The 21,581-nt window shown below is 38.4% G+C and carries 18 protein-coding genes and 1 pseudogene; 7 read left to right on the top strand and 12 right to left on the bottom strand.

The genetic code is table 11. The features are described from left to right. The first annotated feature begins 127 nt into the window (after positions 1-127). The 6 genes from trhO (at position 128) to VZD24_RS03275 (ending at position 7,285) form a co-directional block, all read left to right on the top strand. On the top strand, positions 128-1,159 hold the full coding sequence (trhO, locus tag VZD24_RS03250) for an oxygen-dependent tRNA uridine(34) hydroxylase TrhO (protein WP_342686882.1): 1,032 nt from the start codon (positions 128-130) through the stop codon (positions 1,157-1,159). A 612-nt stretch (positions 1,160-1,771) separates the two neighbouring features. Beyond that, entirely contained in the window at positions 1,772-3,028 is a 1,257-nt protein-coding gene (locus tag VZD24_RS03255) for a PSP1 domain-containing protein (RefSeq protein ID WP_342686881.1), read from the top strand. Continuing rightward, positions 3,021-3,506, top strand: coding sequence for a gliding motility lipoprotein GldH (locus tag VZD24_RS03260; RefSeq protein WP_279449811.1), 486 nt, complete (start codon positions 3,021-3,023; stop codon positions 3,504-3,506). Before VZD24_RS03255 ends, VZD24_RS03260 begins: the two co-directional genes overlap by 8 nt. 7 nt (positions 3,507-3,513) lie before the next feature. Further along, positions 3,514-5,826: a penicillin-binding protein 1A gene (locus tag VZD24_RS03265; protein WP_342686880.1), complete on the top strand. Its 2,313-nt coding sequence runs from the start codon at positions 3,514-3,516 to the stop codon at positions 5,824-5,826. A gap of 101 nt (positions 5,827-5,927) precedes the next feature. Continuing rightward, complete coding sequence (locus VZD24_RS03270) at positions 5,928-6,629, top strand: CoA transferase subunit A (RefSeq protein WP_279449809.1); 702 nt, start codon at positions 5,928-5,930, stop codon at positions 6,627-6,629. Continuing rightward, entirely contained in the window at positions 6,629-7,285 is a 657-nt protein-coding gene (locus VZD24_RS03275; protein WP_342686878.1) for a CoA transferase subunit B, read from the top strand. Before VZD24_RS03270 ends, VZD24_RS03275 begins: the two co-directional genes overlap by 1 nt. 751 nt (positions 7,286-8,036) lie before the next feature. Here VZD24_RS03275 and VZD24_RS03280 read toward each other — a convergent pair. Continuing rightward, a complete protein-coding gene (locus VZD24_RS03280; RefSeq protein ID WP_279449807.1) occupies positions 8,037-9,725 on the bottom strand; it encodes an ABC transporter ATP-binding protein in 1,689 nt (562 codons plus the stop codon). Positions 9,726-9,867: 142 nt separating this feature from the next. Between VZD24_RS03280 and VZD24_RS03285 the strand changes: the two genes are divergently transcribed. Then, positions 9,868-12,912, top strand: a complete 3,045-nt coding sequence (locus VZD24_RS03285; protein ID WP_342686877.1) for a M4 family metallopeptidase — start codon at positions 9,868-9,870, stop codon at positions 12,910-12,912. A 68-nt stretch (positions 12,913-12,980) separates the two neighbouring features. Here the strand turns inward: VZD24_RS03285 and VZD24_RS03290 are convergent, their stop codons facing one another. The 11 genes and pseudogenes from VZD24_RS03290 to VZD24_RS03340 all read right to left on the bottom strand — a co-directional run bounded on the left by VZD24_RS03290 (position 12,981) and on the right by VZD24_RS03340 (position 21,510). Then, positions 12,981-13,397 carry a hypothetical protein gene (locus tag VZD24_RS03290; RefSeq protein WP_279449805.1) on the bottom strand — a complete coding sequence of 139 codons (417 nt, stop codon included), beginning with the start codon at positions 13,395-13,397 and terminating at the stop codon, positions 12,981-12,983. Positions 13,398-13,482: 85 nt separating this feature from the next. Further along, complete coding sequence (locus VZD24_RS03295) at positions 13,483-14,196, bottom strand: 3'-5' exonuclease (RefSeq protein ID WP_342686876.1); 714 nt, start codon at positions 14,194-14,196, stop codon at positions 13,483-13,485. 44 nt (positions 14,197-14,240) lie between these two features. Next, a complete protein-coding gene (locus VZD24_RS03300) occupies positions 14,241-15,398 on the bottom strand; it encodes a serine hydrolase domain-containing protein (protein ID WP_342686875.1) in 1,158 nt (385 codons plus the stop codon). Then, positions 15,399-15,875, bottom strand: a complete 477-nt coding sequence (locus VZD24_RS03305) for a methylated-DNA--[protein]-cysteine S-methyltransferase (protein WP_342686874.1) — start codon at positions 15,873-15,875, stop codon at positions 15,399-15,401. It lies immediately after the preceding gene. Further along, positions 15,875-16,981, bottom strand: a complete 1,107-nt coding sequence (locus tag VZD24_RS03310; protein WP_279449801.1) for a CNNM domain-containing protein — start codon at positions 16,979-16,981, stop codon at positions 15,875-15,877. Before VZD24_RS03310 ends, VZD24_RS03305 begins: the two co-directional genes overlap by 1 nt. A gap of 112 nt (positions 16,982-17,093) precedes the next feature. Then, positions 17,094-17,564: a hypothetical protein gene (locus VZD24_RS03315; protein WP_279449800.1), complete on the bottom strand. Its 471-nt coding sequence runs from the start codon at positions 17,562-17,564 to the stop codon at positions 17,094-17,096. An 82-nt stretch (positions 17,565-17,646) separates the two neighbouring features. Then, a complete protein-coding gene (locus VZD24_RS03320; protein ID WP_342686873.1) occupies positions 17,647-18,006 on the bottom strand; it encodes a hypothetical protein in 360 nt (119 codons plus the stop codon). A 45-nt stretch (positions 18,007-18,051) separates the two neighbouring features. Continuing rightward, the gene (gene hemB / locus VZD24_RS03325) at positions 18,052-19,041 is read right to left on the bottom strand and encodes a porphobilinogen synthase (RefSeq protein WP_342686872.1); all 990 of its coding nucleotides are present in this window, start codon (positions 19,039-19,041) and stop codon (positions 18,052-18,054) included. A gap of 94 nt (positions 19,042-19,135) precedes the next feature. Then, complete coding sequence (gene hemF / locus VZD24_RS03330; protein ID WP_342686960.1) at positions 19,136-20,038, bottom strand: oxygen-dependent coproporphyrinogen oxidase; 903 nt, start codon at positions 20,036-20,038, stop codon at positions 19,136-19,138. 288 nt (positions 20,039-20,326) lie between these two features. Further along, positions 20,327-20,680, bottom strand: a pseudogene (locus VZD24_RS15290) (transposase); the annotation flags it as partial. A gap of 59 nt (positions 20,681-20,739) precedes the next feature. After that, positions 20,740-21,510: an EI24 domain-containing protein gene (locus VZD24_RS03340; protein WP_342686871.1), complete on the bottom strand. Its 771-nt coding sequence runs from the start codon at positions 21,508-21,510 to the stop codon at positions 20,740-20,742. Between the last annotated feature and the right edge of the window lie 71 nt (positions 21,511-21,581).

The following is a 21,581-nucleotide window of genomic DNA, read 5'->3' on the forward strand; positions in this document are numbered from 1 at the left end:
TTATGCTACAACATTTAAATAAAAAATGGTTTTTTCCTGTTATTCTAGGCCGATCCTAATTTTACAAAAAAACCCGTACTTTTGCCCCATTATCAAAATCAATTCTTTTCACCTAAAAAAGTATAGCATGCAACTGTACAATAAATTAAGTGCAAAAGAGAGGGAAACACTTTTGGAACAGGCCGGCGAAGAACGGCTTACCCTTTCTTTTTATCAATATGCCAAAATTGGCAATCCACATTTATTCAGAAATCATTTGTTTATCGCTTGGCACGAGCAGGATGTTTTGGGCCGAATTTATGTTGCCCACGAAGGTATTAACGCCCAACTTTCGGTTCCGGCAAAGCGTTTTAAGGAGTTCAAGAAATTTCTGGATGGTATTTATTTTTTGAAAGACGTTCGATTAAACATCGCCATTGAACAGGATTTAAAATCGTTTCTAAAACTGAAGGTAAAAGTGCGCGATAAAATTGTGGCGGATGGTTTGAACGATGAAACTTTTGATGTTACCAACAAAGGAATTCACGTAGATGCGCAAAAATTCAACGAACTTATTGAAGATCCGAACGTGGTTTTGGTAGATATGCGAAACCATTACGAAAGCGAAATAGGCCATTTTAAAAACGCTGTAACGCCAGACGTTGATACGTTTCGTGATTCTTTAGACATTATTGAAGCAGATTTAAAAGATCACAAAGAGGATAAAAAACTGGTTATGTATTGCACCGGCGGAATCCGTTGCGAAAAAGCCAGTGCCTACTACAAACACAAAGGTTTTAAAAATGTGTTTCAGCTTGAAGGCGGCATTATTGAATATGCGCGACAAGTAGAAAATCTAGGTTTGGAAAATAAATTTATTGGTAAAAATTTCGTCTTTGATCATCGTCGTGGCGAACGTATTACGGAAGATATTATTAGCCATTGCCACCAATGTGGAGAAGCCTGCGACGAACATACCAACTGCGCCAATGAAGCCTGCCATTTGCTTTTTATTCAATGTAAAAAATGCGCCGTGGCAATGGAAAACTGCTGTTCTGAAGAATGTGTGGAAATAATTCAACTGCCTTATGAAGAGCAAAAAAGACTCCGCCAGGGCATCCCAAATAGCAACAAAATTTTTAAGAAAGGGCGTTCGGAAAAGTTGAAGTTTAAGAAATAGTTTTCAGTACAGATGCTAGATGTAGTGAGGCGGTGGATAAAATTTAGCATGTCTTACAACCTGCTGCGCTCAATATCGTAAAATGATTTTATTTCTTTAATTTTTTAAGTAAGATTGAACATAATATTTTAAGTATAAATTGAGTATTTCATAATTGCATAAATTTAGGATAAAATAGTATGAAAATTTAAAGATTATATGATAAATAATGCCTATTTCAAATGTCTTAATGTAGGTTTTAAAATTATGTATGTATAGTTCAGACTGCCTTAATGTAACGTTCATGCCTTGTTAATGTATTGTTCATGTACCTTTCATGCTACTCTAGTGCTACTTTTATGCTAGTCTTTCCCTACTCTCCCCCTAGTATCGTACTACTTTCAAAACACAAGTACTCTTTAAATATGAAGTGTTCACACAAACATTTTTAGTCTTAAAGCAGTCAAGTGGAATAAGAGACAAGCAGTGCATTCAAAACACCCAAACATCTTTGACAGAAAATCGAAAAACTGAAATCCGAAATCGAAAAATTTATTGGTATCTTTACCGATTAACTGTTTTGTTTAATTTTCGTCCCTCTTCAATTAGAAAAGGGCTTTATATATAAAAAATATGGGCTGTACCAGCTGTGCCACAGGCACCACGGGACAACCAAAGGGTTGCAAGAACAATGGTACTTGCGGAACCGATGGCTGTAACAAATTAACGGTGTTCGACTGGCTTTCAAATATGCAACTTCCCGCCGATATGGAACCCTTTAATGCGGCCGAAGTGCGTTTTAAAAACGGGAGAAAAGAATTCTTCCAAAATTCTGAAAATATTACTTTAAGTATTGGCGACATTGTAGCTACAGAAGCTTCGCCGGGCCACGATATAGGTATTGTTACACTCACCGGAGAGCTAGTACGTGTACAAATGAGGAAGAAAAAAATACCTTTAAAGGTTCAAGCGCTTCCTAAAATTTACCGAAAAGCCACTCAAAAAGATATTGATATCTGGCAAGGCGTTCGCGATAAAGAAGCCGATGTTCAAAAACGCTCGCGACAAATTGCCATTCGCCTCGGACTTCAAATGAAGATTAGCGATGTAGAATTTCAGGGCGATGCCTCAAAAGTAATTTTTTACTACACCGCTGAAGAACGCGTAGATTTCCGCGAATTAATAAAAGAATTCGCTCGTACGTTCAACACCCGAATTGAAATGAAACAAGTAGGTTTTCGCCAAGAAGCTGCTCGTTTAGGCGGTATTGGTAGCTGTGGCCGCGAACTGTGCTGCTCTACTTGGCTCACCGATTTTCGCTCGGTAAACACATCTGCTGCACGGTATCAACAACTTTCTTTAAATCCACAAAAACTCGCCGGCCAGTGTGGAAAACTGAAATGTTGTTTAAATTACGAGTTAGACACCTATTTGGAGGCATTAGAATCCTTCCCCAGCACCGATACCAAATTGCAAACTGAAAAAGGGTATGCAACCTGCCAAAAAATTGATATTTTTAAAGGCGTTCTATGGTATGCTTATGAAAAGGAATTTATGAATTGGCACGAGCTATCTGCCGAAAAAGCCAACGAAATAATTGAACTTAACAAAAAAGGCAAAAAGCCAATGGCTTTGGAAGAATTTATAATTGAAGCTCCCAAAATTGACAAAGAGCCCTTTAGCAATACTGTCGGGCAAGACAGCCTTACACGTTTTGATAAACCAAAGCAAAAAAGTAAAAAACGCCGAAATAAAAAACGCAATAAAAAAAGTAGTGTTGATGCAACTTCAGGAAATGCGCCCAAACGCAAACCAAGAGGTAATTCATCAAAACCTTCAGGAAATAGGTCCCAAAAAAATAGAAATCGCAAGCCGAAAAAAGATGAATAGAGTATTGGCATTTTTATTGATAACCGTTCTCTTAGTTTCTTGTGAGTCTGATACGGTTTTTAGCGAAATTCGCGCTATGGATGATCATTGGGGCGCTAATGAAGTAGTATCCTTTGCACTCCCTGAGTTAGACTCGCTTAAACAGTACAATCTATTTGTAAATATTAGAAATTCGAATGAATACAAGTTTAACAACCTATTTTTGATAGTTTCAATGAACTTTCCGCACGGAAAAACCGTTACCGACACCCTCGAATACCGAATGGCAAACCCAGATGGTTCTTGGATGGGTCAAGGCATTGGCGATGTAAAGGAAAATAAGCTGTGGTATAAAGAAAACGTCCGGTTTTTAGAAAACGGTCACTACACAGTAGATATAGCCCAAGCAATGCGCAATAATGGTGATGTAGAAGGCGTTACAAAACTCGAAGGCATAACCGATGTTGGTTTTAGCATTGAAGAAGCTTTCAAACAGTAAATAATTTATGGCAACAAAAAAAGCAGCTTCCAAAAAAAAGAAACAGAATGATGTAGGCCGTCATATTAAAACTTTTTGGAAAATTTTTGCAGGGTTTATATTCGTATTTATAGCGTTCTTTCTCTTGGCTTCCTGGGGCGTTTTCGGCAGTCTACCCGATGAAACGAGCCTTGAAAATCCAGAAAAAAACCTCGCAACCGAGATTATTTCTTCAGATGGAAAAACAATTGGAAAATTTTATAAGGAAAACCGAACACCTGTACCTTACGATTCCTTGCCCGATCATTTGGTAAATGCGCTAATAGCCACCGAAGATGTACGTTTTCACGAACATTCCGGTATTGATGGAAGAGGAACCGTAAGAGCGGTTGCATTTTTAGGCTCTCGCGGCGGCGCAAGTACCATTACCCAACAGTTGGCAAAATTATTCTTTACCGGCGAAAGAGCTTCCAATAAAGTAGAACGCGTGCTTCAGAAAATAAAGGAATGGATTATCGCTACCCGTTTAGAACGACGCTATACCAAAGAAGAAATAATAACCATGTACTTTAACGAGTACGATTTTCTAAACCAAGCCGTTGGTATTGAAAGTGCAGCCCATATTTATTTTAACAAGCCGCCTTCGCAATTATCTACGGCCGAGTCAGCGATGTTGGTAGGTATGTTTAAAAACTCTTCACTTTTTAATCCAAATCGAAGACCAGAATTGGTTCGCGATAGGCGAAATGTTGTATTGGCCCAGATGGAAAAGTACAATTATATTTCAGAAACAGTTATGGATTCCCTTCAAGCCCAGCCGCTTAATTTAAACTTTACACCTCAGGGCCACGACGAAGGAAGCGCTACCTATTTTCGCGAATACGCCCGTCAATTTATGGAAGACTGGATAAAGGAAAACCCTAAAACCGATGGCAGCAAATACAACATCTATGAAGATGGCCTTAAAGTGTATGTAACCATAGACAGTAAAATGCAGGAATATGCCGAAAAAGCTGTGAAAACGCATATGGCGCGTTTGCAAAAAGTTTTCGATGAGCAAAACGAAAAAAACAAAACCGCACCATTTAGGGATATTACAGAAGCAGAAACCCAAAATATTTTAAATAACGCCATGCGCAGAAGCGATCGCTGGCGCGAAATGGAAAAACAGGGCAAAAATGAAGAGGAAATTATCAAGAGCTTTAAAAAGAAAGTACCCATGCGTGTATTTTCTTGGAAAGGCGATATTGATACCATTATGACTCCATTAGACTCCATTCGTTATCACAAATCGTTTTTACAAGCAGCAATGATGTCCATGACCCCACAAACGGGCGAAGTAAAAGCGTGGGTGGGCGGTATAGACTATAAGCATTATAAATACGATATGGTGAAAAAAGGAAAACGCCAAATTGGCTCCACTTTTAAACCATTTGTTTATGCCACTGCTATGGACCAAATGCATATGTCGCCTTGCGATACTTTGCCAAACACGAGCTACACAATTCCCGCAGGAAAACACAATTTATTAAAACCTTGGACCCCAAAAAATGCCGGCGGCGGTTACGGCGGTATGGTTACACTTAAATATGCCTTAGCAAATTCTATAAATACAATTACCGCAAGATTGATAGATAGAGTTGGTCCTGAACCGGTTATAGATTTAGTAGAAAAGATGGGGGTAGATACTAAAAATATGCCTGCCGTGCCTTCCATAGCATTGGGCACCCCAGATGTATCGGTCTATGAAATGGTTGGTGCCTATAGCACTTTTGCAAATGAAGGGGTATATATAGAACCTATTTTAATACAGCGCATTGAAGATAAAAACGGAACAGTACTTTATCAAAATGTACCTAAAACAAAAGATGTTATTAGTAATGAGGCGGCTTATGTTACCGTTAGTTTAATGGAAGGTGTAACGCAATCAGGAACCGGCGCGCGTTTGCGTGGTACTTGGGCCAAAGATAATGCGTACTATAAGAGCGTAATTACCGGATATCCATACGATTTTAAAAACCCAATTGCAGGAAAAACCGGAACAACTCAAAATAACAGCGATGGTTGGTTTATGGGAATGGTGCCAAACTTAGTTACAGGGGTTTGGGTCGGAGGAGACGATCGGGCAATTCATTTTAGCTCCACACGCTATGGCCAAGGCGCAACTATGGCATTACCCATTTGGGGAACCTATATGAAAAGTTGCTATGAAGACGAAGACCTCGATGTTTCAACCGGTAGCTTTAAACGTCCGGCAAATCTTTCAATTGAAACTGATTGTTCTAAATGGAAAGAAGGAGACCCAGATGTAGAAGAAATTCCGGATGAATTCGATTTCTAATATTAATATTTCAACTTAAAAGTTTAACCTCACAAGTTTTTTGAAGCCTTGTGAGGTTTTTTTATAGTTCGAAATTTTGTAATTTTCAGAAAATTTTAAACATGATAAAAAAGACAGTTGCAAACGTTCGCGAAGCCTGTGAAGGCATTGAAGACGGAATGACTTTTATGCTCGGTGGCTTTGGTCTCTGCGGCATTCCTGAAAATATTATTTCAGAATTGGTTCGAAAAAATATCCAAAACGTTACTTGTATTTCAAATAATGCAGGGGTGGACGATTTCGGTCTTGGACTTTTACTGAAAAAACATCAAATAAAAAAAATGATTTCTTCGTATGTTGGCGAAAATGCCGAATTTGAACGCCAAATGCTCAGTGGCGAAATGGAGGTAGAACTTGTGCCGCAGGGAACTTTAGCGCAACGTTGTGAAGCCGCGCGCAGCGGAATTCCAGCATTTTTTACCCCCGCCGGTTACGGTACAGAAGTAGCAGAAGGTAAAGAAACACGCGAATTTAACGGAAAAATGTACGTGATGGAACAAGCATTTCAAGCAGATTTCTCGTTTGTAAAAGCTTGGAAAGGCGACGAAGCCGGAAACCTCATCTTTAAAGGTACCGCTCGAAACTTTAATCCTGCCATGTGCGGCGCCGGAAAAATTACAGTGGCCGAAGTAGAAGAACTAGTGCCGGCCGGACAATTAGACCCGAACCAAATTCACATTCCCGGAATCTTCGTACAGCGAATTTTCCAAGGAGAAAAATTTGAAAAAAGAATTGAGCAATTAACAGTTAGAAAAAGAAACTAATGGCTTTAACTAAAGAACAAATAGCACAACGCATAGCGAAGGAGGTAAAAGATAGGTACTACGTTAACTTAGGTATCGGAATTCCTACTTTGGTTGCCAACTTTGTACGCGACGATATAGATGTTGAATTCCAAAGTGAGAATGGCATACTTGGCATGGGCCCCTTCCCTTTTGAAGGTGAAGAAGATCCAGATTTAATCAACGCCGGAAAACAAACAATTACAGCCCTTCCCGGCGCGTCCTTTTTTGATTCGGCAATGAGCTTTGGTATGATTCGAGGGCAACACGTAGATTTAACCATTCTTGGAGCAATGGAAGTTTCACAAAACGGCGATATCGCAAATTGGAAAATTCCCGGCAAAATGGTAAAAGGTATGGGTGGCGCTATGGATTTGGTTGCCTCAGCAGAAAATATCATCGTTGCCATGATGCACACAAACCGCCAGGGAGAATCAAAATTATTACCCGAATGTTCCTTACCACTAACTGGAGTACAGTGCGTTAAAAAAATAGTGACCAATCTCGCGGTGCTCGAAATTCGTGACGGAAAGTTTCATTTGCTCGAACGCGCTCCCGGAGTGTCCATAGAAGAAATCAAACAAGCAACAGCTGGCGATTTGGTCGTGGATGGCGAAATCCCTGAGATGAAAATTTAAGTTTTAACCCATAAAACTGCTTTTAAAAACCATGATATTCATGGTTTTTTTGGTTAAAAGAACCAAATTTAGCTCCAAATGTTAAATTTATATGTATTTCATCGAATATTTATGTATTTAATCGTGTAATTCGATTTATTCCCGCATATTTACAAACCCAAATCTTACCAACCTAACCTCATATGGAGAAAGTAATCAGATCGTTAAAAAGAACAAGTGGATTGATACAAAACGTACTTTTCATTTTTAAGAAAGTGTTCTTCTTTGTCTGATTTTTTTTTATGGTTTTTTGTCCCAAATCTGTCACAGTTACAGATAAATTATTAAATCCCGTTCTTCGTGAGGTTAGAACGGGATTTTTTTTGTTGCAGTCTATGGCAATCACCAAAATTCATTTAGTTATTAAAAAATCATTTCATGCTCCTCCTCAAATTATAATATAAACTACATAAAACCCGTAAAAGTTAAATTTTTATGCATTTCATCGAATAATCTTGTATTTTATCGTTTATACTAAAAATTTTTGCATCTTTGAAGTCCCAAATTTTACCAAACCTATCTAATGAAAAAGTATTAGATCTAATAAACACCGTAATGCGAAAAACCTACTTTTCAAATTTAAAACTGTGTAATTGTTAACCTAATCTTTTTCTTATGGTTTTTTGCCCTAAATCTGTCATAAACGCAGATTTATAATAAAGCCCGTTCTCAATTAAAATTGAACGGGCTTTTATTTTGTACAAAAACAAGTTTAAATTCCTTTAGGAATTGCAGCTATAAGCTTTTTGGAATATACGGTCTGTGGATTTTCATAAATTTCATCGGCATCGCCCAATTCTTCAATCTTACCACTATTCATTACCAAAAGCTGATCCGACATATATTTTACCACGGCCAAATCATGCGATATAAAAATATAGGTAAACCCAAAATCATTTTTTAATTCGTTCAATAAATTAAGGACTTGCGCCTGAACCGAAATATCCAAAGCAGATACAGACTCATCGCAAATAACAAGTTTTGGTTCCACTACAATTGTACGGGCAATTCCAACACGCTGCCGTTGCCCTCCAGAAAGCTCGTGCGGATAACGATAAAAATAACTTTTGTCTAAACCCACCCTTTCCAAAAGTGAAAGCACCCGGTTTTTTCGTTCGCTTTTAGAATTTCCTAAACCGTGCACTTCCATCGGCTCCATTAACGCCTGGCCAATCATTAAACGCGGATTTAACGACGAATAAGGGTCTTGAAAAATAATTTGCACTTCCTTTCGCAGTTTTCTAATCTCCGTTTTAGAAAGTTTTACCAGCTCTCTTCCCCGATATTTAATGCTGCCACCCGTAACATTTTCTAATTGAAGAATTGTTCTTCCCAATGTAGATTTACCACATCCCGATTCGCCAACCAGCCCTAAGGTTTCGCCTTCAAAAACCGAAAAACTAACCGCATCCACGGCTTTAACAATTTCCTTTTTAGCAAAAATTCCCACACTGCTGAAATAGTATTTCTTTAAATTGGCAACCTCCAAAATTGGTTGTTGCGTATATATATTTTTATGTCTTTTGGCACGTTCCACAGGTTTAATCTCTCGCGGTTTAAAACTTTTATCGGCGATGGAAGCAATGGTTGGCAGTTTTGCCAAACGCACATCTAATGCAGGTCGCGACGCCAAGAGCGCTTTTGTATATTCCGCTTGGGGATTTTTAAAAATTTCAATAGTAGTTGCCTTTTCAACAATATTACCTTTATACATTACCACAACCGTATCAGCAATTTCAGAAACTAAGCTCAAGTCGTGCGAAATAAATAGCATCGCCATTTTAGTTTCCTGCTGTATGGATTTTAAAAGTGAAATAATTTCCTTTTGCACCGTAACATCGAGTGCTGTGGTTGGTTCGTCTGCAATTAGTAGTTTGGGTTTGCAGGCAATGGCCATAGCTATCATAACCCGCTGCATTTGTCCACCGCTTATTTGATGCGGATAACTATTATAAATTTCAGTTGGCCGCGGTAATTTCACCTTTTTAAAAAGTGAAATGGTTTCATTTTTGGCCTCTTTTGCATTCATCTTTAAATGAAGTTGAAGCACTTCGGCAACTTGAAATCCGCATGTTAAGGACGGGTTTAATGCGCTCATGGGTTCCTGAAAAATCATAGCTATTTCCCGGCCTCTTATTTTTCGAAATTCCTTTTCATTGAGTACCAGTAAATTTTGTTTTTCAAAGAAAATTTCACCCTCCACATGTGCATCTTTTGAAGGCAACAAACCCATAATTGATAATGAAGTAACCGACTTTCCCGAACCGGATTCGCCTACAATTCCTACAATTTCACCCTCGTGAACATCAAAAGATATGGTGTGTAAAACCGAGGTTTCGGTATTCCCTTTACCAAAGGAAACCGATAATTTTTTGACCGAAAGAAGAGGGGGTGTATTCATAATTTCAAAGATAGAATAAATGCCGTGAATAATACTTTAACAGTATTTCATCGAAATAAATAGGTTTTAATCGAAACATGTTGTTAATTTATATGATTTTATTAAGAAATCAAACACAAACATTCACTAAAACCTATTTATTATGAAAAAAATTAACAAATTCGTTTTATTCTTTTCGTTGCTTATCTTCGGGTTTTCAGCGGTAGTTTCCGCCCAAAACAAAGATCGAGAAATGAAAAACAACACGTCATCCCAAAGTTTAGTGGTTTTTGATGCCTCACAATCGTACTCGCTTCAAAATGCTACACAAATTTTTAAAGAAGTTTTTAATCCTTCGGGCCCAACTTCTTTTACTTCGCTAAAACAAGAAATTGATCCGTTAGGTTTTACGCATAAAAAAATGCAGCAGTATTATAACGGTATAAAAGTGGAATTCGCAACAATTACACTTAACAGCAAAAATGGAACGGTGCAGACTTTAAATTCTTCCTACGCTCCTATTGCCGAAGATTTTTCTACCACTCCTACTATTAGTAAATCGCAAGCATTTAACAACGCTACTGCCCATGTAGGTGCCATAAAATACATGTGGCAAAACCCAAACGAAGCTGCGATGGCAGACTATCAAAAACCATTGGGCGAACTCGTTATTTTCCCCGCGATTAAAAATATTTCTGAAACAAACCGACTTGCTTATAAATTTGATATTTATGCAACAGCACCGTTATACAGGGCCGATGTATATATTGATGCAACAACGGGACAATTTATCATGGAAAACAAAAAAATTCATCACGCCAATGTACCCGCCACCGGAACCAGCCTTTATAATGGCAACGTTTCCTTTACTGCCGATAATGCATCGGGGCCTTATCGTTTACGGCAAACAGCAGATGGCGGTGGAATTCAAACTTTTGACTTGAATAATGGCACTAATTATAACAATGCCGTGGATGTTACAAGTAGTTCAACAAACTTTACTTCCAACCCAACCGGAGTTCAAGCACATTTTGGTGCTGAACGCACGCACAAATATTTTAGCCAGAAACATGGCAGAAACTCCTACAACAATGCTGGAGCTATTATAAAATCGTATGTGAGTTATTCCACCAATTATGTAAATGCATTTTGGGATGGTAGCCGAATGACTTACGGCGACGGTGATGGTGTAAACTATGGCCCATTGGTATCCTTAGATATATGTGGTCACGAAATTACTCACGGGGTTACTGAGTATTCTGCAAATTTGGTTTATAGCTACCAGTCCGGAGCGTTAAACGAATCGTTTTCCGATATTTTCGGCGAATCTATTGAAAAGTTCGCCTCTGGCACAAACGATTGGCTAATGGGCGACGACATTGGCGCTGGCGGTAGCGGTGGAGCTTTGCGCTCCATGAGTAATCCAAATGCCTATGGCGACCCCGATACATATCAAGGTACAAACTGGTATTCCGGTTCGGGAGATAATGGAGGAGTACACATTAACTCTGGTGTACAAAACTTCTGGTTTTATGTGTTAAGTGTAGGTAAAAGTGGAACCAACGACAAAGGAAACAGTTACAATGTTACCGGAATCGGGATGGACAAAGCCGCAGCAATTGCTTACAGAAACCTAACGGTATATTTAAATTCAAACTCACAATACAGCGATGCCAGAAATGGGGCCATTCAAGCTGCGAGAGATTTGTACGGCGCAGATAGCCCTGAAGAAATTGCAACTACAAACGCTTGGTATGCAGTTGGTGTTGGTGCTGCTTATGGCGGTGGCGGTGGAAGCGACTATTGTGCCTCACAAGGAAATAATGTGAATGATGAATATATTAGCCGCGTACAATTAAACACAATTGACAATGCTTCTGGTGCGCAGTTTTATTCAGACTTTACGAGTATTTCTACTTCGTTAAATGAAGGCTCAACGTACACTATAACTGTTACCCCAACTTGGACTGGAACTGTTTATAACGAAGGCTACGCTGTGTGGATTGACTATAATGGCGATAGTGATTTTGGCGATGCTGGCGAATTGGTCTGGTCTAAAGCCGCTTCAAAAAACACACCGAATAGTGGAACGTTTACCGTACCTTCGGGCACAGTAGGCGGAGAAACTAGAATGCGGGTTTCTATGAAATACAATGGAATTCCAACTTCGTGTGAAACTTTCAGTTATGGTGAAGTAGAAGATTACACTATAAACTTGGGCGGTGCCGGACCAGATACCCAAGCACCAACGGCACCTTCTAGTTTGGCAGCTTCAAATGTAACGCAAACCACCCTCTCACTTTCGTGGAATGCTTCCACAGATAATGTAGCTGTTACGGGCTACGATGTTTTTGAAGGCAGTACAAATTTAGGAAGTGTTACAGGTACTTCGGCAAATATTACTGGTTTGTCCCCTTCAACTGGGTATTCATTTAAAGTACGGGCGCACGATGCTGCCGGGAACAATTCTGGTTTCAGCAATACGGTAAATGTTACTACACTTTCAAACTCCGTAACCTATTGTACTTCGCAAGGAAACAATACAAATGACGAATATATAGATCGCATTCAACTGGGAAGCATCAATAATTATTCTGGCAATAATGGTGGTTATGCAGATTTCACAAGTATGTCTACCACACTATCTAAAGGAAGTAGCAATACCATTACAATTACTCCAAGATGGACCGGAAGAAAATACCGTGAAGCGTATAGAGTGTGGATTGACTACAATCAAGATGGCGATTTTAATGACTCTGGCGAACAAGTATATTCACGTTCGCGAACTACTTCTACTTCTATCTCTGGAAGTTTTACGGTGCCATCATCTGCCCTTTCCGGAGCAACGAGAATGCGAGTTTCTATGAAGTACAACGCCTACCCATCTTCTTGTGAAACCTTCAGTTATGGTGAAGTGGAAGATTATACTGTAATTATTAGTAATTCGGTTAATCAAGGAATTACGGGCGATACAGGTTTTAATAGTTCAGAAATTTCTATCTACCCAAATCCTGCCAAACACACGCTGAATATTTCATTGGTTAACTCAGTGGGAACAGATTACGTTATCTATAACGTAATTGGGCAAGTAGTTGGCAAAGGTGCGTTTACACCGAGCTTAGACATTTCTACTTTGCAAAGCGGTGTTTACATAATGGAAGTAAATACAAATTTTAACAAACTTATGAAACGATTTGTGAAAGAGTAATTTTTAATTACAACAAATAAAACGGCCCGCTTCATATTTGAAACGGGCCGTTTTTATATATAATTTGTTTAAAGCGGATCGCCCACTTTTATATCGCACCTGTGTCCTGGCTGTCCGTGTGGCGGATTTATACCACTACCAGAAGCCGGAGTTGAAACAGGCACTGCATTTGATGAATTAATTGCAGGTGCTTTGTTAGCACTGCCAGCCGCTGCATTTAATGGAGCGCCTACCGGAATATCACAACGGTGGCCCGGTTGTCCGTGGGCAGGATTTATTCCACCCGCTGTATTTGTTGTTGTACGCGTATTTGCAGGAGGTGCTACATTTTGTAGCGCTTGTTTCTTTTGCTCAAGGGTTGCTTCCTGTACCGCTGCCGGCGCTGCTTCCTCAGTGGTTTCTTTGTCTTTACAAGAAATAAAGAAAATAGAAATTGCAAACACAGGAATTAAAAACGTTTTTAGATTAAATTTCAGAATTGTCATAAAAGTATATTTTGAATATGGCTGGTAAATCTACTAAATTTTAAATAGAATTCCATATTGAAAGATTTGCCTTCTTAAAACTTCTTTAAATTGAAAGAATTTCGTCGGCAACTAATATTTCTTCATTCCGAAGTCTTAAGAAAATTTGTGCAACCGTAACGGTGTCCTTTTCGCAATAAACAATTATTCTATCAATATCCTTTTCTTTGTAAAAAACATCTCGCACCTCGCTGCCATCAATATCATCTTTTGGGGATGGAATACCTAAAACGTGCGCCATTAACTTGAGAGAGGTAAAGGTTTTATAATCGCCAAATTTCCAAAGCTCCAAGGTATCCAAGTGCGGAACTTCCCACGGCTTTTTTCCGAAAAGATCTAATTTAAAAGGAATGTCTATGCCATTGATAATCATCCGGCGGGCAATGTAGGGGAAGTCGAATTCCTTCCCATTGTGGGCACAAAGTAAATGATGCGGTTTATTAAAATGGGATTCGAGCAATGTTTTAAATTCCTTTAAAATCTTTACTTCATCACCGTGAAAACTGGTTACACGAAAGTTTCTTACATCGCCTTTTAGTACAAAATAACCCACCGAAATACAGACTATTAATCCAAATTCTGCCCATATGCCGGCACGTTCGTAAAAGTCTTCGGCCGAAATATCATCCTTTCGTTGGTATTTGCTTTTCAATTCCCAAAGCGTTTTGGAAGTGTCGTCCAATTCGGAGTAATATTCCTTTTGCGGGACGGTTTCAATATCCAAAAAAAGGATATGCTGTAAATTAATACGCTTAATCATGTTTCTGAAATTATAATCGGGGAGATGCTTAAAGCTACGTAAAATTATTGATTTTCTCCAAGCATCTTATAAACTTCATCAATATATACGTAGAAATCTGAACTAAAAGGCAAGTCGGTTTTTGTTCCTCTTTGGTGGCCTAAGCGTACAATTATTATATCGTCCTGAGGGATTACGATAACATACTGCCCTAAAATGCCACGCATTGCAAATATTTTCTTTCCCAAAAAATCGCTCAACCAAAAGCCATATCCGTATTCGGGACTTTTAGCAAACCTCGGAGTAATGCTTTTCGCCACAAAGGTAGAATCTAACAATTGCTTACCGTTCCATTTGCCGTAATCTTTATACAATTTTCCGAAACGTGCAAAGTCGCGGGCATTGCTTCCCAAACAGCAGTACGCTTTTACCAACCTATTTTCTGCATCATCAATTTGCCAAAGGGCCGGTTGTTCAAAACCCATTGGTTGCCAAAAGCTTTCCTGTAAATATTCACTTAAATCAATACTTGCATTTTGAAGCGATTTCTGAATAACCATCGCCAAAAGCTGTGTGTTTCCACTTAAATATTTAAAATTTTGGCCCGGTTTATCCACCACTTTTAGCTTCAGAATTGTTTCTGCCAAATGTGAGTCATAATACGCTTTTGCTGTCATTCCGAACGGATTGGAGTACGATTCGTCCCAATCTAAACCAGAAGCCATTGACGAGAGATCGCCAACCGTCATTCCACTATGAGCGTATTGCGGGTAAAAATCGCCAACGGGCTGATTTAAACTTTCAATAAAACCATCGTCAATTGCTTTTCCCAATAAAGCCGATGTAATACTTTTAGCCATGGAGAATGAATTGGTCTGCGAATTCTTTCCAAATCCGTCAAAATATTTTTCGAACCAAATGCTGTCATTTTTTATAACCAGAAATGCAACCGTTCCAAGTTTATCATTTATTTCAGAAAGCGCGTTAGTTGCTTGAACCGTGTTATAATCTTTATGAATTTTCCAAGGTTGCGGATGGGCACTTGCGGGAATCATTTCGGTGTCAAAAAATTGAAAATCATCAATATAAGCGGTGGTGTGACCGTGGAGGTAAACCACCCAAACACCCTTTAAAATATACCCATAGCCCGTAATATAAAGACCCAAGACTACAAAAATAAGTAGCATTAAGACCCATTTTAAAAATTTTAATATTTTTTTCATCTAAAACAACGATTGTTGTGGCCACGGGTTTTCGTGTTCCAATAACCATTTTTTTCTGTACAATCCGCCGGCATATCCAGTGAGGGAGCCGTCGCTACCAATAACGCGGTGACAGGGAATAATAATTGAAATGGGATTTTTACCATTGGCCGAAGCAGCCGCGCGAATTACTTTTGGATCGCCAAGTTTGTTCGCCATTTGCTGATAGCTAGCAGTTTTTCCGAAAGGTATTTCCTGTAATTGTTTCCAAACTCGTTTCTGAAAATCTGTACCCTCCGGCGCGAGTTTTAAATTGAATTGGTGCCGCTTCCCTTCAAAATATTCTCGCAATTGAACAATCGCTTCATTTAAATATTCGGGGCATATTTTAGAAATAGCCACATTTTTATCGTCTGTAAAATAAACCGAAGCAAGACCCTGGGCACTGCCTTTTAGTTCCAAAACTCCTATTGGTGAATTTATATAGGCCGTTTCCATTATGTGTTGTTCTCCTCGTCTTCGCCGGTAATATCTGTATTGATTTGAATTCCCATCCGTTTGGCCCGACGCTCCCAATTTTTACGCGCTTGTAGTTGCATATCTTCTATACTGTCACTTTCGTCCATAATTTCAAGACCCAAGAGCGTTTCAATAATATCTTCCATAGTAACTACACCAATGGTATTGCCAAAGTCGTCAACTACAGAAGCAATATGCACGCGTTGTTTTATAAATGTTTCAAAAAGTTCCGGGATTGGCTTTTCGGCAGCAACAACAAATATTTCGCGTTTTAAATCGCTTAACAGCTTATCGCCCCGATCTTCCACAATTTCTTCCAGCACATCATCCCGAAGCACAAAACCGGTAATGTTATGCGATTTGTCTTTATAAACGGGAATACGAGAAAACCGCAAACTTTTATGATCTTGATGAAAAGCCTCGAGACTTTTAGATTCGTCTTCTAAAGTTACAACTGTAAATGGCGTCATTACATCTTTTGCGTGTACGCTTTTAAACACCAATAAGTTTTTAATAACGGTAGTTTCATTTTCTTCAAACACTCCTTCTTCTTCGGCGGCATCTGTAATTGCCATAAATTCTTCCCGACTCATGGTACTTACATGGGCAGATTTGCCCACCAAGCGGGTAATTAGCATTAACAGCCACAGAATACCAGTGTACTTTAAGGGAAAAATAATTAGTTTTAGAAAAAGTGCTGTAAACGACCCCAATTTTTTCCAATAGGTAGCACCAATAGTTTTTGGAATAATTTCAGAAACCACTAAGATGAGCATCGTCATTATAGCTGAAACAATTCCCACAATATTTACTCCCCATATTTCAACTTTATAGGGGAGTTTTTCAGCTTGAACACCTACTAAAATTGCTCCTACAGTATGTGCAATTGTATTTAAGGTAAGTATAGCAATTAATGGTTTGTCTATATCTTTTTTAAAATTTGTTAAGGTTATGGCGTACGATTTTCCTTCATTGGTTTTCATTCGCAGATAAGTAGGGGTAAAACTAAGCAGCGCTGCCTCCAATATAGAACACAAAAACGAAAAGAAAATAGATAGTATAGCGTAGATTAATAATAAGGCCATAGGTGGTTTTAATAAATTTCAACTAAAATAAAGATTTATTAATTCTTTTTATGCAATGCTTTGTTAATTGCATAAAAAAAACCGCCACAAAGGACGGTTTTTTTAAATTATACTACGAAGCTTTTAGCAACGGTTTTAATGTGGTCTCCCAGCGTTTGGCGTCTTGTAGGCACACGTGGGGATCTCTTGTGTATTCTTCGTCATTCGTTTCAATATAGAAAGGAATTTCAAGTCGACCAGATTTAGCAACAAATTCCAGTCCTACCCAATCCAGGGATTTGCCAGAAAGTTTTACGCTTTTTGCGCGACAATCTTTAATTTCTTCCATATCAATTATTTTGAAATCGCCTGTAGGATTTGACTTTGAAGTATAAACCAATTTTTTGGCGTTTTCATCTACTGCAATGATACAATTACCAATAAAATCGATGTTTTTTAATTGAATACCATTGTTGTGCGAAAGTTGCGAAATAACATTTCGAAGTTTCTTTTCCTTGCCTGAAGCATTTACGATTAAATAGGTTACAGGCACGAATATCAATAATAATATAACTACCCCGATAAAGGTTGTGTTTAATTCCATTTTAAAAAAATTTTAAGTGAATAAATTTGAGTGAATTTATGCTCGAAAAAGAAATCGAGCAGGCCAAACAAGCATCAAAAAATCACCAAAAAAAATGAAATGGAAATAAGTGCTTAAAGATAAGTTCGCGTTTATCTTTTGAAGAATAATAACATTTGTAATTTGAAGAAACACGTGCGTAAACAACATTCTGGTAAGCAAAAATGCTTCCCGCCAAATCTAAGCCCAAATATTCGTGTTGCGAAACTGTTTGCGAAACTTCGCCAACAGCGATAGCGTCAAAAACAAAAGGCTTGCCTTGGTCTTCATCCTGAAGCGCAGATATTACAGTAGCTTTACCGTTATCTGCAATTGCTCCATGAGCTAAAAGCACATTCCCAAATACCAAAAATATGGCTGTGGAAAATATAAAATTAACTATGTGTTTTTCAGTGCTTTTCACCACGCAAATGTATGCGAAAAATTGATGCGGAAGTAAAAAATTTTGCTAATTAATAAGCTTCACTACATCTTTCGCAAAATAGCTGGCAATCATAGAAGCGCCGGCTCTTTTTATGGCCGTAACTTGCTCCAGCATAACTGCATCGTGGTTAAGCCAGCCTTTTTCAGCTGCAGCTTTTAGCATTGCATACTCACCACTAACTTGATATACGGCAACGGGAACATGTACCGCATTTTTTATTTCGCGAACTATATCTAAATAGCAAAGGCCAGGTTTCACCATTACAATATCGGCGCCCTCGTCAATATCCATCAAAGTTTCTCTAATGGCTTCTTCGCGATTGCCAAAATCCATTTGATAGGTTTTTTTATCTTTCGGAATATCCTTGACATCAACGGGAGCAGAATCCAAAGCATCGCGGAACGGCCCGTAAAAGGCAGAAGCATATTTAGCGCTGTATGCCATAATTGCGGTATCGCAAAAGCCTTCATCTTCCAGCAGTGTTCTAATTTCGAAAATACGACCGTCCATCATATCGCTCGGCGCAACAACATCTGCACCAGCTTTGGCGTGGCTTAAAGCCATTTCGGCTAAAACCGCATTGGTATCGTCGTTAATTATTTTTCCTTCGGAAATTATCCCGTCATGGCCAAAACTTGAAAAAGGATCCATCGCCACATCGGTCATTACTATCATTTCAGACACAGCATCTTTAACCGTTTTTATAGCGCGTTGCATTAATCCGTCGGGATTTAAAGCTTCTTTCCCACTATTGTCTTTCAATTTGTCGTCAACTTTTACAAAAAGCAAAACAGATTTAATGCCGAGTTTCCGCAGTTCTTTCACTTCCTTTTGAAGCAAATCCAAGCTCAATCTGTAATAATTTGGCATGGAGGCAATTTCCTCTTTCACGCCTTTTCCTTCCACCACAAAAAGTGGAGCTATAAAATCGTTAGGGCTTATAATTGTTTCCCGAACCAAGTTTCTCATGCTTTCATTGGTTCGCAATCTTCGGTTTCTTCGTAATGGATACATAATTTTTAAATTTGTCCGGTCGAACGCAGTCGCGACCTATTTAGCATTCTATTTTTTGTAAAAACCCCTCCACTGCGTTCGAGGGAATAGTGTATTATACCCAATCTTTCGGATTTTTTAAAACCTCCACAAGTTTGTATTCTTCACTTCCAGCTTCTGGATGATAATCATATTTCCACTGCACATGTGGTGGTAAACTCATCAAAATGCTTTCGATCCGTCCGTTAGTTTTTAGTCCGAAAAGCGTTCCTTTATCGTGAACCAAATTGAATTCAACATAACGACCACGGCGTATTTCTTGCCAGTTTCTATTTTCTTCGGAAAAAGATAGACTTTTTCTTTTCTCAACAATTGGAATATAGCATTCCAAAAAACTATCACCAATTTCGGTTACAAAATTATACCAATCTTGCATCTCCATTTCATCTGTTTTCTTTAAATAATCGAAGAAAAGTCCGCCAACTCCTCTCGCTTCATCACGATGTGCATTCCAAAAATAATCATCGCAACGTTTTTTATAGGTTTCGTAAAAAGCTGGATTGTGTTTGTTGCAAGCAGTTTTGCAAACTTGATGAAAATGGATGGCATCTTCTTCAAACAAATAGTAGGGCGTTAAATCCTGCCCACCGCCAAACCAACTATCTACAATGTTTCCTGTGGCATCATACATTTCAAAATAACGCCAATTGGCGTGAACCGTAGGTACCATCGGGCTTTTTGGGTGAAGTACCAAACTCAATCCACAGGCAAAGAAATCGGCATCTTTTACACCAAAATAAGCCTGCATACTTTCGGGCAATTTTCCGTGCACTTCACTAATGTTAACGCCGCCTTTTTCGAAAACATTTCCGTTTTCAATCACGCGCGTTTGTCCGCCTCCACCTTCAGTGCGTTTCCAAACATCTTCTTTGAATTTTGCTTTTCCGTCAATTGCTTCCAAAGCGGAAGTGATTTCGTTTTGCAAATTTTTTATATATGCTACAAATTTTTCTTTCATTGAATTAGTGGGTATTGAGTAAGGTTGCCGTTGGTTATTTCCTGCAAGGTGTTCCCCCGTCTTTTCAGCGGGGGCTCCTTGTAGGTCTTTCTCCCCTAATACGGCGCCAATTATTTGTATCTCTTTTGAATGTGAATACTCTAGGTTTTTTGCGGAATCAAAAAGATTATTAATTACATAAGTTTTTGAAAGTTTAAAATAATCAGGTTCACTATTATTTAAATAATTATGATAAGAAGAGAACCTATAAGTTTTATGATTCTGAATTTCTGTTGGATTTTTGTGAATATAAATCAAGAGGTTCTTAATATAATTTTCATCTTCAATTTTTTTTCTTTTAAAATGTTTTTCAAACAAACTTCCCGTGCGCCCAGCAAATCTATTGAATGCTTTTGCATAAGCATTAAAGAAATTTGACATTGCCTTGGTGAATTCTTCCGAGACAGAATTCACTTTAATTAGAAAATGAAAATGATTGTCCATTAAACAATATCCAAAAATTTCCACGTGTTGTGCAACATACTTTCCAAACAGCTGGAGAAAGTAGCGTTTATTTTCGTCATTTTTAAATATAGCAGTTCCATTAATGCCACGATTATAAATGTGATAATAATGAGATTGTTCTATATTTTGTAAATTCATAATGTCTTAATTTTTAGACCTACAAGGTTTTGGAAACCTTGCAGGAGGTTTTGGAAACCTTAATTCCTATCCAATTCTCCGTTAAAGCCAATTTGCTTCGTTGATTCCAAAACTTTTAGAGTCTCCGTACTCGCGGCAGTTACCGAAAGTGGTAAAACTAAAATTATTCCCACAACGGGAATTAAAAGCATTAGCATAAAAACCATGCCATTGCCAATTGCCAAACCTTTGTTCCTACTCACAAACTGGATGCTTTCGGAATATTTATAGTGCCGTTCCAAAGTGTAATCCATATTTCCGAAACCTGCGTAATAGCTCTGTACTAAAAACAAAAGTACCGAAGAAATTATCCCGATTACAGGTATAAAACCTATCAAAATAATTGGAATAGTGAACAATAATTCCATTAATAAATTGCGAACGTTTATACGTATGCCCCGCCAAAGCTGACCCAGATTTGAGGTATTACGGTGCGAATGGTTTTCGCCAAAAAGATGTTTTTCAATCTTTTCTGAAACGGGACTCATAAATGGAGCGCTCAAGGCCATTACAATATGCCGGTAAAGAATTAAACCTAAAGCAATTATTATTAAAGCTCCAATAAAATCACTGATGGTTCTAAAAGTTTCAGCGCCCCATTCCCAAAACCAAATTTTCGAAATAAAAGCTCCCAAATTGTCACTCAAACCCCAAGCTAAAAAACCAATTGCAACCGCGGTTAAAAAGCTAATGGCCATAGGTACGCCGAAATACTTCCAAAGCCCAAGTTGCCCAATAAGCTTGAAAGTGCCTGCGTATGCTTTTATTGCATTTAAAATGTTTTTGATCATTCCCGTTCAAATGTCTGGTCGAGCGCAGTCCAGACCTAAATTGAAGTTCGCGACTGCGCTCGAATAGACAA

Origin of the sequence: Aequorivita flava (assembly GCF_038742595.1) — a bacterium.
Classification (GTDB): Bacteria; Bacteroidota; Bacteroidia; order Flavobacteriales; family Flavobacteriaceae; genus Aequorivita; species Aequorivita marisscotiae.

Bases quoted from the DNA above. Each gene is read 5' to 3' on its own strand.
- trhO (WP_342686882.1), top strand. From the start codon at position 128: ATGCAACTGTACAATAAATTAAGTGCAAAAGAGAGGGAAACACTTTTG.
- VZD24_RS03255 (WP_342686881.1), top strand. From the start codon at position 1,772: ATGGGCTGTACCAGCTGTGCCACAGGCACCACGGGACAACCAAAGGGT.
- VZD24_RS03260 (WP_279449811.1), top strand. From the start codon at position 3,021: ATGAATAGAGTATTGGCATTTTTATTGATAACCGTTCTCTTAGTTTCT.
- VZD24_RS03265 (WP_342686880.1), top strand. From the start codon at position 3,514: ATGGCAACAAAAAAAGCAGCTTCCAAAAAAAAGAAACAGAATGATGTA.
- VZD24_RS03270 (WP_279449809.1), top strand. From the start codon at position 5,928: ATGATAAAAAAGACAGTTGCAAACGTTCGCGAAGCCTGTGAAGGCATT.
- VZD24_RS03275 (WP_342686878.1), top strand. From the start codon at position 6,629: ATGGCTTTAACTAAAGAACAAATAGCACAACGCATAGCGAAGGAGGTA.
- VZD24_RS03280 (WP_279449807.1), bottom strand. From the start codon at position 9,725: ATGAATACACCCCCTCTTCTTTCGGTCAAAAAATTATCGGTTTCCTTT.
- VZD24_RS03285 (WP_342686877.1), top strand. From the start codon at position 9,868: ATGAAAAAAATTAACAAATTCGTTTTATTCTTTTCGTTGCTTATCTTC.
- VZD24_RS03290 (WP_279449805.1), bottom strand. From the start codon at position 13,397: ATGACAATTCTGAAATTTAATCTAAAAACGTTTTTAATTCCTGTGTTT.
- VZD24_RS03295 (WP_342686876.1), bottom strand. From the start codon at position 14,196: ATGATTAAGCGTATTAATTTACAGCATATCCTTTTTTTGGATATTGAA.
- VZD24_RS03300 (WP_342686875.1), bottom strand. From the start codon at position 15,398: ATGAAAAAAATATTAAAATTTTTAAAATGGGTCTTAATGCTACTTATT.
- VZD24_RS03305 (WP_342686874.1), bottom strand. From the start codon at position 15,875: ATGGAAACGGCCTATATAAATTCACCAATAGGAGTTTTGGAACTAAAA.
- VZD24_RS03310 (WP_279449801.1), bottom strand. From the start codon at position 16,981: ATGGCCTTATTATTAATCTACGCTATACTATCTATTTTCTTTTCGTTT.
- VZD24_RS03315 (WP_279449800.1), bottom strand. From the start codon at position 17,564: ATGGAATTAAACACAACCTTTATCGGGGTAGTTATATTATTATTGATA.
- hemB (WP_342686872.1), bottom strand. From the start codon at position 19,041: ATGTATCCATTACGAAGAAACCGAAGATTGCGAACCAATGAAAGCATG.
- hemF (WP_342686960.1), bottom strand. From the start codon at position 20,038: ATGAAAGAAAAATTTGTAGCATATATAAAAAATTTGCAAAACGAAATC.
- VZD24_RS03340 (WP_342686871.1), bottom strand. From the start codon at position 21,510: ATGATCAAAAACATTTTAAATGCAATAAAAGCATACGCAGGCACTTTC.